A 16,545-nucleotide genomic window follows, 5' to 3' on the forward strand; every position below is an offset into this window, starting at 1 on the left:
TTTTCTGATTGCCATGACCGCTCCGGGGCTGGGCTGAAATTTTATTCTGATCAGTACCACGCAACTGCTGCCGCGCACCTACCGTGGAAATGAACGGGCAAAAATCCAGGGCGCAACGGACTTTCTTATCTTCAGTTTTGGCGCACTCGGCAGCCTGCTGGGAGGTGTTGCGTTTTATTATGCGGGTTGGTATTACGTCAATGCTACCGGGCTGGCAGTCGGGTTCGGTATTGTTCTTGTGATGATATTACTGCACCGCAGCATGAATGAAATACCTGCCAAAGCAGATGGTTTATGAGTTAAGCAACGGTGAGTTTGTTATAGTGTCCGTGCTATGTATCATCCGGATCTCCGAAACCATAACAAAAGGACAAAATCTGATGACAAACAAATATGATGACGCCCTTTACCGGAATCCGGATCTGGCGCGGTTTTATGATATGGATAACGAATGGCGGGCAGATTTTGATGTTTATCTTGCCAGAGCGGCAAGTGCTGCGCGTATTTTGGATCTGGGTTGCGGCACAGGTACACTCATGGCCGCAATTGCCGCAGCCTATCCGCATAAAATCCTCGCCGGAGCCGATCCCGCACCGGCAATGCTGGCTATCGCACAGCAAAAAACGGATAGCGTCCGCTGGGTATGCAGTTCAGCAGAAAACCTCGATTTGGATATCACCTTTGACCTGATTATCCTATCCGGGCACGCGTTCCAGGTCTTTCTGACCAGGGAGCAACGCATTGCTGCACTACAGGCAATTCAGCGTCATTTAAGCCCGGACGGTATTGTGCTGTTTGACAGCCGCAATTCTCAGACTGAAGAGTGGCGTGAATGGATACCTGAACTGACCCGGGAAACACGCATCAGTGGTGAATTCGGTGAGATAATTTACTGGAATGATGTCGCAGAACATGATGGCGTTATCCGTTACAGTACCTTTTATCAGATGGGTGAAAACGGGCCGGTATTCAGTGCCACATCTGATATTGTCTTTCCGTCTTTTGCTGAGATCTGTGATGCAGTTGAATACAGCGGGCTGACAGTCAACCGTGTCTGTGGTGACTGGCAGCACAGCCCGTTTCAGCCAGGTTCGCCGGAAATGGTATTTGAGCTATGCCACCCGGGGCGTACTCAGACCTGCGCCGCCTGATCCCGTTTCCGGTACCAGGTATTCTTGACCATATAATCAAAATAGCGCTCTGTTTTGATATGAACAAATTGCAGCGGCTCAGCCAGTGTTCCAAACAGCGGTTTGCCGCTGCCTAACAGAACCGGCACAGTCGTGATCACCATTTCGTCAATCAAATCTGCCGCCAGACACTGCTGCGCGGCAGTTCCGCCATCAATATACAGTGTCTGGTAACCTGCGCGGTGGATAGTATCCAGTATCTCATTAATATCACCCTGCATTAATTGCACGGCGTGACCGGTCAGTTTTCCCGGCAGTTCGGTCACTGAGCGGGATAATACAAAAACCGGTTTATCATACGGCCAGTCACCATCAAAATTGCACACGGTTTCAAAGGTTTTGCGCCCCATCACTACCGCATCAACACCCTGCATAAACGCAGCAAATCCCATATCATCCTGTTCCGGGTTCGGCACGGAAAACAACCAGTCCAGTTTGTCCTGCGCATCGGCAATATAACCGTCGAGGCTGGTCGCGATATAAATAATATTGTGCATTATTAAGATCTTAAAGTTAATATATAAAATACTATATACTATTATTTCTTCAAACTACAGGTCCGTCTAACATGCCTGCCTGCAGTTTTAATGATGACAAAAATTCGCACCGCACCACTCTCCCGGACAACCAGCAGACCGGTGAATTTCTGATACAGCGCCGTAAACTCAGAAAATTGTTGTTATCCGGATGCGTCTTACTCTCAATTCAGGCAATTCAAAACAAACATTTTACCCATATTAAGTTTAGCCGGTTATGCCGGTAATCGACAAATAATCAGTGTTAATACATTGGATAATGCAACAATTTTTTTCATTCCTCTGCTTCAGAAGATAATTTTTTCATTAATTTTCCCGGCTATCTTCCTTACATACTCTGTACTACTTCTTTTTATTATTATTTTAGTTGCGCTGATATCCTGAAAGTGGTGAACTTAAGCCTGAATTTAACTGACATATCATAAGTATAAGCGGCCTGATATTATATAAATAAAATTCAGTCGCCATGATAATTTAAATTACACCGCAGGCTGAGTTAAAATTAATTAAACAGAGGATGTAAGAGGTTTTATTTATGATTAAGCTAACAGTATCATTTTTATCGATTTTATTATCTTTTCAATCTGTTTCATATGCTGCCGGGTTTGATTGTTCATTAAATACATTAAATGAGACAGAAGCAACAATATGTGGTAATTCTTATCTTGATGGTCTTGATAACATGAGTAACAAATTATTTACCAAAGCAAAAAACAACACATTATCCTTAGGGATCTTAATTAACGATCAAAAAGCCTGGGTTAAAAACAGAAATCAATGTGGTAGTAATTATGAATGTATTAAAAATATATATTTAGAAAGAAATGTTATACTATCAAGAATAAGTGAATTTAAATCTGTTTCAGACGAGTTCAATTCTGATGATATTACCTATGACGAAAGTAATGAAAGTGATGAGAATAATAAAGCTGAAGATAAAAAAACCAACACCAATGGATATTCATTGATATATAACCAATGGTTGGTAAAAAACATTTCAGAAGCTCCAAGCAAAAGCGATAACTTCAATAAAAACATCAGAACAGGTGATTGGGAAATACTTTCTCATTTAAACATAGATAATAACGTTTTCTTTTTCTTTAAAGTCAACACTAACAAGTCATCATCTTATTTAATATTGGTTTCAGATTACCCCGGTGAATCAGTAATTATCTCAAAATATGATAGTAACGGTTATCAGTCACCGGAAATACAAATCCTTGAAAAAGGAAATGACTATTTAGCTTATTCTGTTAATAATGTATATGATGATAAAACAGGAAGAAGAATAAATAAATACTATCGTGTCGACTTTAGTAATCTTAAAAAAATTAAGAGTATTGACATTGATGCTTCGTGGATTAAATCAAAAATAACGGAGATTGTTAATACTAAAGAAATAGCTGGTTTAATGAGTGAATATAAAAATCAAGCTGAAAAAAACAATGATTGGATGGGCTATTGTGATGAAAAACTATGCCGTAGTAATACGGCATCAGCTAATAAAAAATGGCATGTAGCTTCCGGTGATTATGAAGGTGTCTATATCTTCCCTGAAGATCGCCCTGATATCAGCACTAATATTTTTTTTGACAAGAAAAAATATGAGACAGTAAATTTTACCTATGGTGCTAATTTTGATTGGGGAAATGAAAATCAATTTTTCTTTTCTATTACGGGTGGACCTGCCGGATTATGGAAAACGGATATAGATAAAAAAACAACAGAGAATATATTATCTGTAAGTCAGGCATCAAAGCCTTACTATTTTAGATTTAATGATGTTGATTATATCCTTTCATATTTTGATGAGGATTTTTATTTTAATAACTTTTCCGTGTCAAAGGACATTGAGAAATGAAAATATATATCTGGCGTCATTCGGAAGGCAGCCAACGAACCTGCCTTTTGAGTGGATAAGGGTATAGTATAAAATGAGTAATAACCGTTATAGTAAACTATCCTTTGCTGCCGGGCCCACAGGCACCCCCGGCAGCGGATGCACTGCACGGACCCCGCGCGCGCTTTCAGCCCGTTCCGGCACTGATTAGCGAACTAATTGAACATCCCGGAGTATCATTATCATGACTATCCGCATCATGACTGTCCGCCCTGTCACTACTCAGCCTGAGGACTATCCTCTGCTGCAAGCCATTGCACAGGTTCTGCATAACGAGTGGCAGGCACTGCCTCAATGGCAGACTCCGGAGATAATCCTGGCGCGCCTGCTTAACCGGGTAAACGGGGAAAATGGTGAACAATTGTTTGTTGCCACAGATAAAAACGGGGCATTGCTGGCAACCGCCAGCCTTATCTGGCGGGAGCTGAAAACCAGCCGGATGGCGGATGCTGACTGGTGGACAGGTGAAATATATACCCTGCCCGCCGCACGGGGTCAGGGGCTGGGCAGCGCTCTGACTCAGGCGGTGGTTGATGCGGCAACCGAGCGCCACCTGCCTGCTCTCAATCTTTACACCCCGGACAAACAAGCCATGTATGCCCGGATGGGATGGAAACCGGTATTTGATGATGTTATCAACGACGAAAACGTCACCATTATGCAGCGCCACTTAGCAGACTGATTATTCAGGGTATATACCCTTATTCATTCAAGTTGCAGGTTCGTTGGCCGCACTCAGCCCGCCGTTATCTATGCTCCCCGGCGGTCGGAGCTTGCCGCCTGCCCGCATCCCGAATGACGTTGGGTATAAGCGCTTTTCTGATCAAAACGTGCAACCCGGCAAGGCTGGTTTTCCAGTTAAACGCCGGCTCCATCAGATCCCGGCCCATCGCACCTTCTGCTATTACCATCAGCCAGGATGCCGTTTGTTGCGGATTCAGTTGTGAATCAATCTCGCCGGCGGTAATTCCCCGGTGCAATACATCACGTATTTTACTGTGTAATTTTTGCTCGTTTACCACAAATGCGGTGTTAAGTTCCGGGTTACGGCTCGCCTCGGTGATAATTTCCAGACTGATGCGCGCATAGCCCGGCTCATTGTAAAGGGTGATCAGCGCCGATACTATTTTTTCAATAATATCAATGGCATTCCCGGGTTCGTCGCCCATGGCAAGAATAGACTTGTGCTCATCACTGTCCAGCTCTGCGATAGCTTCAATAATCGCGTATTTCGTCGGATAATAATGAAATAAGTTACCCGGGCTCATCCCTGCGGCTTTGCAGATCTCCGCTGTTGATGTCGAATGAAATCCCTTTTCTATAAAGCAGTGCATTGCTGCATCCAGGATCTGCCGGCGTTTTTGGCGCTGCTTTTCCGTTAATTTATCCATGAGAATATTCTCCGAAAAGCTGGACAATAAATGTTAGACTGATTACTCTATCTTTTATCAATTCATCTTTTATTATTTACATACCCAACACAATGAAGAGTATAACCACTGCCCCTGATGGTAGCAGATTACAAACAGAAAGTTTGGATGAAACAAACATAAACAGCGCATGCACCCTGTTTTATCAGGCATTTTCTTCTAAATTTAAAACCATACACTCCATGCCGGATAAACAACGTCAGGCGGTGCTGGATATGTTTTGGCAGCGCGGGCTGAGTGAGCCGCATGACCGCCATTTTCAGGTAAAACGTGACGGCAAATTAGTCGCTGTTTACGGGCTGAGCTATGGTGTAAAACACCCGACGGAAAATGCGCCGCGACCGATATCTTATCTGACTATCCTGCGCAAAGCCGGGTTTATCCCGTTTATGAAAATCCGGCGCATTCTTCAGATGTTTGTGCATGTCCCTGAACCAGATACCGCCTATATTTCCTATCTGTGTGTGGATGAATCACAGCGCGGAACGGGTATCGGCAACCAGGTGCTTGACAGCATTACAGAACAACTGCGCACTGACCCGTCTATCAACCGGCTGTCATTGTATGTCTCAGATTTAAATACCAAAGCCCGCGCGCTCTATCTGCGGCGCGGTTTTACTGATGTGAAATATGAAACCTCGCAGGCCACCCTGCGCTATATGGATATTTACGGCTGGTATTACATGTCGTTACCATTGAGATAATGAGCTGACTATGTTTATTTATCCTTCAGAACATCACCCCCACAAAGCCACCTGGCTGGCATTTGGTGCTGACCCGCGGATCTGGTCTGCAAAACTTGCCGCCGGAGTCTGTCGTGATCAGGCAAATATTGCGCGGGCGATTGCCCGCTTTGAGCCGGTTAATCTGCTGGTAACAAAAGAAAACAGAGCCGTTGCACAACAGTTACTCGGTGACACTGTCACTTATGTTGACTGTCCGCTGGATGATATCTGGCTGCGCGACAGCGGTGCCAATTTTGTTTATGACACCCTGACGCAGCGCCCCGCCGCAGTCAGTTTTAATTTTAACGGCTGGGGAGGCAAACAGACAGCAAAGCGCGATGCAAACATTGCGGCTGTTATGGCGCAATACACCGGTATGCCTTTGCATATCAACCCGCTGACCATGGAAGGCGGTGCAATTGAAGTCAATGGCTATGGCACCGGTATTTTTACCCGCAGTTGTATTCTTAATGATAATCGCAATCCCGGATTCAGCCGTCACCGGACAGAGCAGTTATTACAGCAAACTCTTGGTCTGAATACGATTATCTGGCTTAATGGTATCCGCGACCATGATATTACCGATGCCCATGTGGATTTCTACGCGCGGTTTATCAATGAAAAATCGTTAATTATTCCGATGGAAAATGACCCCGGTTCCTTTGAGTACGAGGTCACACGGGATCATGCCGCAGCCCTGAATACCCTGCGTCAGCATACCAACCTGATTGATAATATTCATGTTCTGAATAATCCGTCGCAGACAAGGGTAAACCGGGACAAGCACCCGGACTTTGCCGCCGGATACATTAATTACTACCCGTGTAACGGCGGGATTATCCTGCCGGAATTTGGCGATAAAACAGCCGATGCGCAGGCACGATCCCTGCTTGAATCGCTGTTCCCGCAGCGCACAGTTGTTCAGACAAATATTGATAATATTGCGTCCGGCGGCGGCGGGATCCATTGTATGACCATGCAGGAGCCGGACTTTTCTTCTTTTATTACAAGTCTTTGCCACTGAGGTAGTACGCTGACTAACCTTAGCTGCGGATAAAATTCATTAACACGCATTAAATATGCTTTAATTTGTGGGTTACTTCTCAAATTAAAGCATTCCTATAGCCCATATATTGACAAGCCTGTGATAGAGTCCGGCTATTAACCCGTCAAAAATATTATTTTACTTTGACATTCAATACTTTTAGCATTGATTTTAAAGGTGTTTCCATGGGTCTGTTCACTCAGCAGCGGTACAATCAAATTTTTGCCGGTATTCTCAATGAAGTTGTACCTCAGGATGAATTCGCAAAACGTTTTTCCGTTTCCACCCGGACAATTCGCTCAGATATAAATGAAATCAATGAGTTGATTAAAGATCATGGGGCGCATATTCTCTATGAGCGCGGCCATGGCTATCGTTTAAAAATTGACGATAATGTACTTTTTGAGGCGTTCACCCAACAAGGTGAAACAGAAAACAGTATTCCGCGTACCGGCAAAGAGCGTATCGATGCATTATTATTAAAACTTTTAATGTTATCACTCCCTGTAAAACTGGATGATATCGCAGAAGAATGGTCTGTCAGCAGAGGTACGCTGCAACAAGATATGAGCGCGGTCAGAGAACACCTGCAAAAATATCAAATTAGCTTAGAAAGCATTCCCCATCAGGGAATTCGGTTAAATGCCAGTGAATGGGCAGTCAGAGCCTGTATCACCGAAACATTGTGGCGTCGTTTTTCTGAACAGATCAACCATGATTTAGCCACTTTTTCGCCTGAATGCTTAGATAATATTGATCTCACTTACATTGATAAAGTACTGCATTACAGTATTAATCGCTTCGATATCCGGCTTAGTAATGAAGGTCATATTTATCTCATTTTTAATTGTGCAGTCACAATTTTACGTATTACCCGAGGGCATGAATTAACCTCAATAGTCAACAATAATGCTAATGACGACGTGATCCTCAAAGTCTGTAATGAAATATCTAAAGGGCTAATCTATTTTTTAGGAAGCGATCTTTCTAATCCCGAAATTAGCTATCTGCACGATCAAATCGTTGCCCGGCGTATTAGCAGCCAAGATTCCGCCAGCCAAAAAAACGGGAGCCATAATGAGCTGGCTGAATATATTTTGAATTATATTAACTCACTCTATAACTATGATTTACGCAGTGATGAAAAACTTAAAAAAGATCTGAATACTCATCTTGCCGCATTAATCACACGGCTTCAGTACCACATATCCACACCAAACCCTTTGTTATCAGATATAAAACAATATTACCCTTTTGCCTATGATGTCACTCTCAGTGCATTGACGAGCGCAAGTAAAGAATTACTTCCTCACGCCATTAGTGAAGATGAACTTGGCTATTTGGCCGTGCATATTGGTGTCAGTCTTGAAAGAAACTATGGCGCAGGATCTATCCGGCAAACAGAGGTACTTGTTGTCACCGATGCGGGTAATTCAACATTTCGGGTGGTTGAGTCTAAGATTATGCGTGAATTTCCGCAGCTGAAATTCAGCCGGGATCTCACTTTGCAGGAATATGAATCACTTGAGGAAGTTGATGAAGATTTTGTTATTACTACCGTGCGTATTTCTGAAAAAAATAAACCCGTTATAAAAATAGCGCCTTTTCCTACACCCTATCAGCTCAAGCAGGTAGGCCGCTTAGCGATGATTGACCAAACGCATCCTTATATCATTGAGCAATTTTTTGATGAACGATTTTTTATGGTGATTAACGAAAAAATTAGTCAGGAAACACTATTTAAAACGGTATGCCAAAAATTACAGCAAGATGGGTATGTCACTTCTGATTTTTATCCCTCGCTGCAGGAACGCGAATCGATTGTTTCCACTTTACTGGGTGAAGGTATCGCCCTGCCTCATTCGTTAGGGTTACTCGCTAACAAGACGGTTGTCGTCACAATTGTTGCGCCAAGAGGCATCGAGTGGAACAAGGAAACGAAAGAAAACGCCTATGTCATTTTTCTGCTCGCTATCAGTAAGGCTGATTATGAAGAAGCTATGGCGATATATGACTTATTCGTCACTTTCGTCAAAGAAAAAACAACCCGTCGCTTAATTACTGTCAAAAACTTCAATGAATTCCAAATGATAGCTAAAGACAGTTTAGCCCGTATCCTCTGAGTACCGGCAGCTTCCACTTATTTGCGGAAAACCGGGAGTTGCTGTTTTTTACGTGATCCTAACCGCAACTCCATCATTTATTTTTTCACAATCCCCTGCTCATTTAACCACCAAAGACCCCAAGTGGAAGTAATAGCTCACAAATATCACTTCCCTGTTACCCCTGCATTTCCACCTTCACCAGAAGATAACTAACAAATTGAATTAAAACAATTATTTTTCAAAAAATACAGTTTGTAAATTTTTCCAGACTCTTTTTAAATGTTATTTTTCCATTTGATTTCCGCTTGGGTTAAAAAATAAACACTATTATCCTTTGTACTATTCCATATTATTTCCACTTCCAAGTGGAAATTTACTGCCTGCAAAAATAATGCAGAACAGATTAAGGTATTAGTCATCAGGGAGCAACCGTAGTCTGACTTGCATTATTACTTTGGATTTTAAATAGTTATGAGTGAATCAATTGTGGTTTTTAATATGTTTGAACACAACCCGGATATTGATGAGGTAACACAAAAACTGCTGGTCATGATTACTGACTGGCTCAGGCTGGAGGACTGTTACACCACGGAGGTACAACAACAAATGCTGGTATCTCATCTGCGTGCCATGGTTGCAAGAGCGCAAACCGGCGAAGCATTACCCGAAGTGGATATCAGCTTGTTTGATGAAATATCTGAACACTCCATTGCATTAGCTCAACGGGCTGTTGACACCTTGCCCGGATTAGCTCCTGAAGAGACGTACTTACTCTCTGTTCATTTTGAAGTTATTCGTTCTGATGACTAATTTTTTTTGGAGAATAAAAATATGAAACAAATCGTTATTGTTATCGGAGATCGTTTAGGGAAAGGCCAAAAAGTGGCTGTCGGCGCGGAAAATGCAGGTGCCAAAGCGATTGTGGTTCCCGGTGTTGCTGCTGATATGAAACTCGGTGATGTCATGAATGCAGAGCAAGCCGATTTCGGTATCTCTTTTTGTGGTAGCGGCGGCGCCGGTGCTATCACGGCTCAAACCAAATATGGCTATAAAGCACGTTATGGGATGCGCTCTGTCGAAGAAGGAGAAACTGCAATTGCAGAGGGTTGCAACGTGTTGGGTTTTGGTTTTATGGATAAGGAAGAGTTAGGCGAGCGCTTAGTTAAAGCATTTAATAAAAAATACGGCAACGCTTAATGAAAAAATCTATTGAAACGGTTGTACGGGTGACAGGGCAAGGCGACACAAAACAAAAAGCGATTGCTGACGCATTGAATTCAATACAAAAAACCGTACTCAAAGACAACACCAACATCATACTGAGAATTGAACCAAAGGATGTTGAGGTGGTTAGTGCTCATTCGCAGTCACGGACAGAAAAATTTCTTTTTATCTTTTTGCCGCGTAAACGCGAACACTTTCGTGTTGTGCTCGACGTTTCTCTGGATGTTACCTTACTTTCTGTTAACGAAATACCATTTACAGAACAATAAAAGCAATCAGGCCCGGAGTTAATTCCATGAGTGAAACGGCATCTTTCTTAGAAATATTGGGTATGTCCCTGATTATCGGCGGCCTTTGCGGCTTTGGTTTAGGAGCCGGGGCTGCACGTATGTTCCACGCTCCGACCACTCAGGGAATGGGAGCATTTCGTACATTAGGCGAGTTAAATGCCTGTGAAGGCGACCCGGCATCACACTTCTCTTTTGGCTTAGGATTCTTCTTTAACGCATGGGCATCCTCTGTCGCTGCGGGGGCATTCACGCAAGACGTTGATCATCGCATCATTCCTAACTGGGGTGCCGCTGCACTACTGACAAAAAACCGTAATGTTGCAGAAACATTGCATAACCCGAAAAAAATGGCGATAGCCTGTGCCATTATCGGCGCTTTTGTCGTCGCATTCTTAAATACCACCGCATCAGCCGTCCCTGCTGCACTACAGACAACCGCCATTAATGTACTGGTTCCTGCCGCTAACTTACTGGTTAACACAGTAATGCCGGTTATTTTCTGGTTAGCGGCGATGGATGCCGGACGCCGTTCCGGTTTCTGGGCAACACTTTTCGGTGGTTGCGCACAACTGATTATGGGTAACGCAATCCCGGGTTTAGTCCTTGGTATCTTAATTGGTAAAGGTGTTGATGATAATGGCTGGAACCGCATCACCCGCACAATGATGATAACCGTTGTTCTGTTGTTCGTGCTCAGTGGATTCTTCCGTGAGTTCGACCTGAAGATGATCACCTCTTTCAATCTCGATAAACCATTGTGGCTTGAATATATCCACGGGCTGCTGAGCGGGAAATAACCATGACAACTGAAATTAACAAACACGATTTTTGGTACGCAGAGTGGTCTTTCCCTCTCTTTGCCGGACTATTATCCGCAGGGATCTTCGCCGGTACACATATGTATGTCGTCTACGGTTTCGGTGCATTTAACGAAGTTGCCTTTGTGGCCATGTTACGTGCAGGACTTGACACCGGTGTTTATGGCGCCGTGGCGGCTTTCGGTGCAAGCTTCTTGTTTGCACGAATTATTGAAGGATCGCTGGTGGGTATCCTGGATATAGGAGGCGCACTGCAAACAGGGATTGGCCTCGGGGTTCCGGCGCTATTCCTTGCCGCCGGATGGGATATTTTAGTCACTAATTTTTGGCTTTCCTTACTGACGGGACTCTTTCTTGGCGTGTTGATAGGTCTGATAATTGTTTTTGCCCGTAAATTCACTATCGCTCAGGCAAACTCAACGTTTGGTGCGGATGTCATGATGGGAGCCGGTAACACATCAGGTCGTTTCCTTGGTCCTTTGATTATTTTGGCTGCAATGGCCGCATCTGTTCCGATTGGTATCGGTTCTTTAATTGGCGCATTGATTTTCTATGTGTGGCAGAAACCCGTTGCAGGTGGTGCCATTTTAGGCGCGATGTTATTTGGATATTTCTTTCCCCTTGTTGCTTAGACATTCAGGGGCTGCTGATGTAAGTATCAATCAGCAGCCCCTGAATAATAAAGAAGGTAACCATGTATTCTTTAATCATCAAACAGGGCAAGCGTATCGATGGTTCAATTATCGATATTCTTATCAAAGACGGCAAAATCGACGCAGCCGGCCCGGAACTGGCCTGTCGTCAACAAGCAGAGAAAGTAATTGATCTGAAAGGGGAAACATACGTTAGTGCCGGATGGATTGACTCACACGCACACTGCTTTGTGCAATCACCTGTCTACTTCGATGATCCTGATTCAGCAGGCGTTGCCGGCGGAGTCACCTCACTGGTTGATGCCGGTAGTGTTGGTGCCGATGATATTGACACATTTTACCAATCGACACTCAAATCCAAAACCAATGTCTTTTCTTTATTGAATATTTCACGCATTGGCATAATTGCACAAAATGAATTATCCGATATGAGCAACATTGATGATACCTGCTTTCAGCAAGCCATTGAACGTCATAATGGTTTTGTTGTCGGCATGAAAGCACGTATGAGTAAAAGTGTGGTGGGCGAAAATGGAATCGCCCCGCTCATCAAAGCCAAAGAGATGCAAAAAAAATATCGTCTGCCATTGATGGTTCATATTGGTAATAATCCGCCTGACATTGACGAAGTTGCCGATTTACTGACGCGTGGCGACATTATTACGCACTGTTTTAATGGTAAACCCAACAAAATTTTAGATGACACCGGTCATCTCAGGCCGTCAATTGCCCGTGCATTGGCCCGGGGTGTGATCTTAGATGTTGGTCACGGCGGTGAAAGTTTTAGCTTTAAAGTGGCAGAACAAGCCATGCGTATCGGCACTTATCCTGACATTATCAGCTCCGATATCTACCACAGAAACCGTATTAATGGTCCTGTTTACAGCCTCGCATTTGTGATGACTAAATTCCTGTGCATGGGCTTTAGTGCAGAACAAATCCTGCGCTGTGTTACTGAAAAAGCCGCTGATTTGCTCTCTCTGCCGGCTAAAGGCTATTTAAGGCCGGGTTTTGACGCCGATATCACACTGTTCAATCTTAAAGAAGAACTCACTGAACTGACGGATGCAGAAAACGAACAACGCACCGGAACACACCGTTTCGTCCCCGTCGCCGCCATCATTGGTGGAAAACACATAATTCAGGCACAAGGCGAATGTGAACATGCAATCGATTTATGAAAAATATCAGCTTAAACACGTTATTAACGCTTCCGGTCGCATGACTATGCTTGGTGTTTCCACACCAACACCAGACGTTGTCAAACGTGTTGCTTATGGGCTGAATAATTACTTTGAAATTAAAGAGCTGGTGAATAAAACGGGCGAATTTATCGCTCAGTTACTCAATGTTGAAGATGCGGTGGTGGTTTCTTGTGCATCTGCAGGAATTGCCCAGGCAGTAGCTGCGGTTATAGTAAAAGATGATGAGGATCTATTACTCAACTTACACTCTTCAGACAAGCCTGTACCACGTGAAATTATCTTACCGAAAGGTCATAACGTTAACTTCGGAGCCCCTGTTGATACCATGGTGACATTAGGTGGCGGTAAAGTAATTGAAGCTGGTTTTGCCAACGAATGTAGTGCAGCCCAATTAGCCGCAAAAATCACCCCTCAGACGGCCGCTATCCTTTATATAAAATCTCATCATACCGTACAAAAAAGTATGCTGACGGTCAGCGATGCGGTCAGTGTTGCCCGCGAACATCAATTACCATTAATTGTTGATGCCGCCGCAGAAGAAGATTTAACCACTTACTACCGGGCAGGCGCTGATTTGGTTATTTACAGTGGAGCAAAGGCTATTGAAGGCCCCACCAGTGGCTTGGTGGTTGGTAAAAAAACGTATATTAAATGGGTTAAGCGCCAAAGCCTGGGTATCGGGCGGGCGATGAAAGTGGGTAAAGAAGGGATTTTGGGGCTGACACTCGCCATCGAACATTATTTGACTGCAACCAAAGAAACCGGGGCTGAGATGGTTAACCGGATGGATAAATTTGTCTCCGATTTAAATGCCATTCCGGCCATTTCTGCGCAAATCGTGTGGGATGCCGCCGGCAGAGATATTGCCCGGACTGAAATCAGCTTTGATGAAAAGCAGATTGGAAAAACCACATATCAAATTATGTCTGAATTAAAACAAGGTAATACCGCTATTTATTTCCGCGAATACAAAGCTAACGAAGGTAAAGCAGAAGTCGATGTCCGTAGCGTCAGCAATGAACAACTCAATGTTATATCTGAACGTATCCGCGTGTTAGTGAAAGGAATTTAATATGAAATTGTCACCGAATTTTTACCGTAACCGCGTGTGTTTAAACGTATTGGCAGGCAACCACCAAAATGCTGAAGATATCTGTGCTGCGGCTGAAAACTTTGTGGTCGTCGGTGTTTTATCGAAAAACTATCCGGATCTTGAAAGCGCTATTGCGGATATGAAAATTTATGCACAAAAAACAAACAATGCGTTATCTGTGGGATTAGGTGCCGGCGATCCGAATCAATCTATGATGGTTTCTTTGATTTCAAAGGAAATTCAGCCTCAACACGTCAATCAGGTTTTCACCGGCGCACCTGTCAGCCGTGCATTGCTGGGTCAAAATGAAACCTTTGTGAATGCATTAATTTCACCGGGTGGTACTATCGGCATGGTTAAAATTTCAACCGGCCCGTTAAGCTCTGAGTCACCTGATGGCATCGTGCCCATTGAAACGGCTATTATGATGCTTAAAGATATGGGCGCTGACTCGGTTAAATTTTTTCATATGCAAGGACTGACGTATATTGAGGAATACAAAGCCATCGCCGCGGCCTGCGCAAAATTTGATTTTGCTCTCGAACCTACCGGTGGAATTGACTTAGATAACTTTGCCGAAATTTTACAAATCGCTCTCGATGCAGGCGTGAAAAAAATCATTCCTCACATCTATAGCTCGATTATTGATAAAGAGACGGGGAATACCCGTCCTGAAGATGTTCGTCAGTTATTACAGATGGTTAAGCAAGCCGTAATCTGATATTTCAGTAACCGGGAAATAAATACAAGCGGGATATCGTCCTTCTTTCAGACAGTCATCAAACGGGATATCCCCGCAACAAAACGGATAACACAATGACCGCGATCACCTGGCACACAGCTGAATTTAATGCATTATCACCGCTGACACTCTACCGGCTTCTTGCCCTGCGCAGCGCGGTGTTTGTGGTGGAGCAAACCTGCTGTTATCAGGATGCGGATGGTGCTGATCTCACCGCACTGCATTTGTGGACGGAGCAAAACGGTGAGATTGTCGCCTGCTGCCGTATTCTGCCCCCGGCGGATGACGCATCACCGGCAGCAATCGGCCGCGTTGTGGTTAATCCGCAGTTTCGCGGACAAAAACTGGGCTATCCCCTGATGGAAGCAGCTATCCGCGCGGTACATCAGCATCACGGACAGCGGCAGATTCATATCAGCGCCCAGGCACATCTGACCGCATTTTATGAAAAATGCGGTTTTACTGTCTGCTCAGATATTTATTCAGAAGACGGGATCCCGCACTGTGATATGGTTCGCCGGTAAACCAGCGCCATCAGTTACTCTGTCATCAGACGATAAAATGGTGACTCTGATAATCGCTGATGTTCAATATCGCTGCCATCGCGCCCGCTGATAATTTCGTTACGATAACTGACAAACTTCCACTGCGGCGGGCGGATATCAGACGCAGGGTGCTCTCCCTGCATGATCCCTGCCTCTGTCAGCCGGGAATCAAGTAAGCCGGTAAACTGACGGATTTCACTGAGCATTTGCGCGTGATAAGGCGCGGTTGCCTGATCCGGACGAACATATAACGTAATCTGAGCGCCCACCCGGACCCGGCTGCCCGGATCGGCGCGGGCAATATCCGTGATTTTCCATTTATCGCACGGGTTATTGTTTGAAAATAACGCCCCGGAAAGCACCTGAACAGCCTCTGACAACTGAGATTCCTGCACACTGATATGAAATTTATCCCCCTCATATCCGCCGGAAAAACGCGGAATATCGCGGCGGGCGTGAATAAATACATCCCCGCCATTATTGGATAAATGAAACCCGTGGCTGACGGAGGAAAAACCGCATTCACTCAACGCCTTATAGTCCGGCGGGTTCAGCTCATCTCGGAGATGATAATACGCAGATTGCATAACCTCCCGGTGCAGTGAATCAAAATGTGTTTTCAGATAACTGCCTACCGGTAATACCGGTTTTTTTTCAGATTCAGACGCATTATTCAGCAGGGAAAAATCCAGTTTTAATGCAGAGCGCTTCAGGGGCATTGTTCTGTCCTCGTGTTTATACCCAACGTCATTCAAGTTGGGTATAAACCTTGATTGGTTCAAAGTATAAAACCCGATTTTTATCACATGCCGTACCGACGATTCTTTCAAAAAAAACGCATCCCCCCCCGCTTGCTTAAATCACCTTAGCGCTCTTATTGCTCATTAATAATTTCCGGTGATATAATCGCCTCATTCTATAACTCAGAGAAAAAAAAGGAGGCTAATTATGTTGTTAAGTGATGTGATCGAATATTCACATTTCTTTGGTAATCGTCAGAACTCAGGCTGTTCTGTTAACGCTGTGCGTTAATCCTGCCTGAGT

Annotated in this window: 18 protein-coding genes; 15 read left to right on the forward strand and 3 right to left on the reverse strand. The window is 44.2% G+C overall.

The window, feature by feature from the left end; genetic code table 11:
• Positions 1 to 380 precede the first annotated feature (380 nt).
• Positions 381 to 1,151, forward strand: coding sequence for a class I SAM-dependent methyltransferase (locus tag ACMHKJ_RS02445; RefSeq protein WP_413491884.1), 771 nt, complete (start codon positions 381 to 383; stop codon positions 1,149 to 1,151).
• Here the strand turns inward: ACMHKJ_RS02445 and ACMHKJ_RS02450 are convergent.
• Positions 1,133 to 1,687: a dihydrofolate reductase family protein gene (locus tag ACMHKJ_RS02450; protein ID WP_413491885.1), complete on the reverse strand. Its 555-nt coding sequence runs from the start codon at positions 1,685 to 1,687 to the stop codon at positions 1,133 to 1,135. The two genes, ACMHKJ_RS02445 and ACMHKJ_RS02450, sit on opposite strands and share 19 nt — an antisense overlap.
• Positions 1,688 to 2,261: 574 nt before the next feature.
• Between ACMHKJ_RS02450 and ACMHKJ_RS02455 the strand changes: the two genes are divergently transcribed.
• A complete protein-coding gene (locus tag ACMHKJ_RS02455) occupies positions 2,262 to 3,587 on the forward strand; it encodes a lysozyme inhibitor LprI family protein (RefSeq protein ID WP_413491886.1) in 1,326 nt (441 codons plus the stop codon).
• A 223-nt stretch (positions 3,588 to 3,810) separates the two neighbouring features.
• Positions 3,811 to 4,308 carry a GNAT family N-acetyltransferase gene (locus ACMHKJ_RS02460; RefSeq protein WP_413491887.1) on the forward strand — a complete coding sequence of 166 codons (498 nt, stop codon included), beginning with the start codon at positions 3,811 to 3,813 and terminating at the stop codon, positions 4,306 to 4,308.
• A gap of 64 nt (positions 4,309 to 4,372) precedes the next feature.
• Here ACMHKJ_RS02460 and ACMHKJ_RS02465 read toward each other — a convergent pair whose 3' ends face one another.
• Positions 4,373 to 5,017 carry a TetR/AcrR family transcriptional regulator gene (locus ACMHKJ_RS02465; RefSeq protein ID WP_413491888.1) on the reverse strand — a complete coding sequence of 215 codons (645 nt, stop codon included), beginning with the start codon at positions 5,015 to 5,017 and terminating at the stop codon, positions 4,373 to 4,375.
• 143 nt (positions 5,018 to 5,160) lie between these two features.
• Here ACMHKJ_RS02465 and ACMHKJ_RS02470 point away from each other — a divergent pair, with 143 nt between their 5' ends.
• From ACMHKJ_RS02470 to ACMHKJ_RS02525, 12 genes are all read left to right on the forward strand, one after another.
• Positions 5,161 to 5,760, forward strand: coding sequence for a GNAT family N-acetyltransferase (locus tag ACMHKJ_RS02470; protein ID WP_413491889.1), 600 nt, complete (start codon positions 5,161 to 5,163; stop codon positions 5,758 to 5,760).
• Positions 5,761 to 5,770: 10 nt separating this feature from the next.
• Entirely contained in the window at positions 5,771 to 6,805 is a 1,035-nt protein-coding gene (locus ACMHKJ_RS02475) for an agmatine deiminase family protein (RefSeq protein ID WP_413491890.1), read from the forward strand.
• Between the two features lie 206 nt (positions 6,806 to 7,011).
• Positions 7,012 to 8,949 (forward strand): BglG family transcription antiterminator, encoded by a 1,938-nt coding sequence (locus tag ACMHKJ_RS02480; RefSeq protein ID WP_413491891.1) that lies wholly within the window; start codon positions 7,012 to 7,014, stop codon positions 8,947 to 8,949.
• A 453-nt stretch (positions 8,950 to 9,402) separates the two neighbouring features.
• A complete protein-coding gene (locus ACMHKJ_RS02485; RefSeq protein WP_413491892.1) occupies positions 9,403 to 9,741 on the forward strand; it encodes a transcriptional antiterminator in 339 nt (112 codons plus the stop codon).
• A 21-nt stretch (positions 9,742 to 9,762) separates the two neighbouring features.
• On the forward strand, positions 9,763 to 10,128 hold the full coding sequence (locus ACMHKJ_RS02490; protein WP_413491893.1) for an SFCGS family glycine-rich protein: 366 nt from the start codon (positions 9,763 to 9,765) through the stop codon (positions 10,126 to 10,128).
• Positions 10,128 to 10,424, forward strand: coding sequence for a DUF4312 family protein (locus ACMHKJ_RS02495; RefSeq protein WP_413491894.1), 297 nt, complete (start codon positions 10,128 to 10,130; stop codon positions 10,422 to 10,424). The genes ACMHKJ_RS02490 and ACMHKJ_RS02495 overlap by 1 nt, the downstream gene beginning before the upstream one ends.
• A 26-nt stretch (positions 10,425 to 10,450) precedes the next feature.
• A complete protein-coding gene (locus ACMHKJ_RS02500) occupies positions 10,451 to 11,242 on the forward strand; it encodes a DUF4311 domain-containing protein (RefSeq protein ID WP_413491895.1) in 792 nt (263 codons plus the stop codon).
• A gap of 2 nt (positions 11,243 to 11,244) precedes the next feature.
• Positions 11,245 to 11,895: a DUF4310 family protein gene (locus tag ACMHKJ_RS02505; RefSeq protein ID WP_413491896.1), complete on the forward strand. Its 651-nt coding sequence runs from the start codon at positions 11,245 to 11,247 to the stop codon at positions 11,893 to 11,895.
• Between the two features lie 62 nt (positions 11,896 to 11,957).
• Positions 11,958 to 13,097, forward strand: coding sequence for an amidohydrolase/deacetylase family metallohydrolase (locus ACMHKJ_RS02510; protein ID WP_413491897.1), 1,140 nt, complete (start codon positions 11,958 to 11,960; stop codon positions 13,095 to 13,097).
• On the forward strand, positions 13,081 to 14,193 hold the full coding sequence (locus tag ACMHKJ_RS02515; RefSeq protein ID WP_413491898.1) for a DgaE family pyridoxal phosphate-dependent ammonia lyase: 1,113 nt from the start codon (positions 13,081 to 13,083) through the stop codon (positions 14,191 to 14,193). Before ACMHKJ_RS02510 ends, ACMHKJ_RS02515 begins: the two co-directional genes overlap by 17 nt.
• Position 14,194: 1 nt before the next feature.
• The gene (gene dagF, locus ACMHKJ_RS02520) at positions 14,195 to 14,935 is read left to right on the forward strand and encodes a 2-dehydro-3-deoxy-phosphogluconate aldolase (RefSeq protein WP_413491899.1); all 741 of its coding nucleotides are present in this window, start codon (positions 14,195 to 14,197) and stop codon (positions 14,933 to 14,935) included.
• A gap of 95 nt (positions 14,936 to 15,030) precedes the next feature.
• Positions 15,031 to 15,480: a GNAT family N-acetyltransferase gene (locus ACMHKJ_RS02525; RefSeq protein WP_413491900.1), complete on the forward strand. Its 450-nt coding sequence runs from the start codon at positions 15,031 to 15,033 to the stop codon at positions 15,478 to 15,480.
• A gap of 14 nt (positions 15,481 to 15,494) precedes the next feature.
• Here ACMHKJ_RS02525 and ospF read toward each other — a convergent pair whose 3' ends face one another.
• Positions 15,495 to 16,220 (reverse strand): type III secretion system effector phosphothreonine lyase, encoded by a 726-nt coding sequence (gene ospF / locus ACMHKJ_RS02530; protein ID WP_413491901.1) that lies wholly within the window; start codon positions 16,218 to 16,220, stop codon positions 15,495 to 15,497.
• Between the last annotated feature and the right edge of the window lie 325 nt (positions 16,221 to 16,545).

The organism is Morganella psychrotolerans (genome assembly GCF_965118875.1).
Taxonomy (GTDB): Bacteria; Pseudomonadota; Gammaproteobacteria; order Enterobacterales; family Enterobacteriaceae; genus Morganella; species Morganella psychrotolerans_C.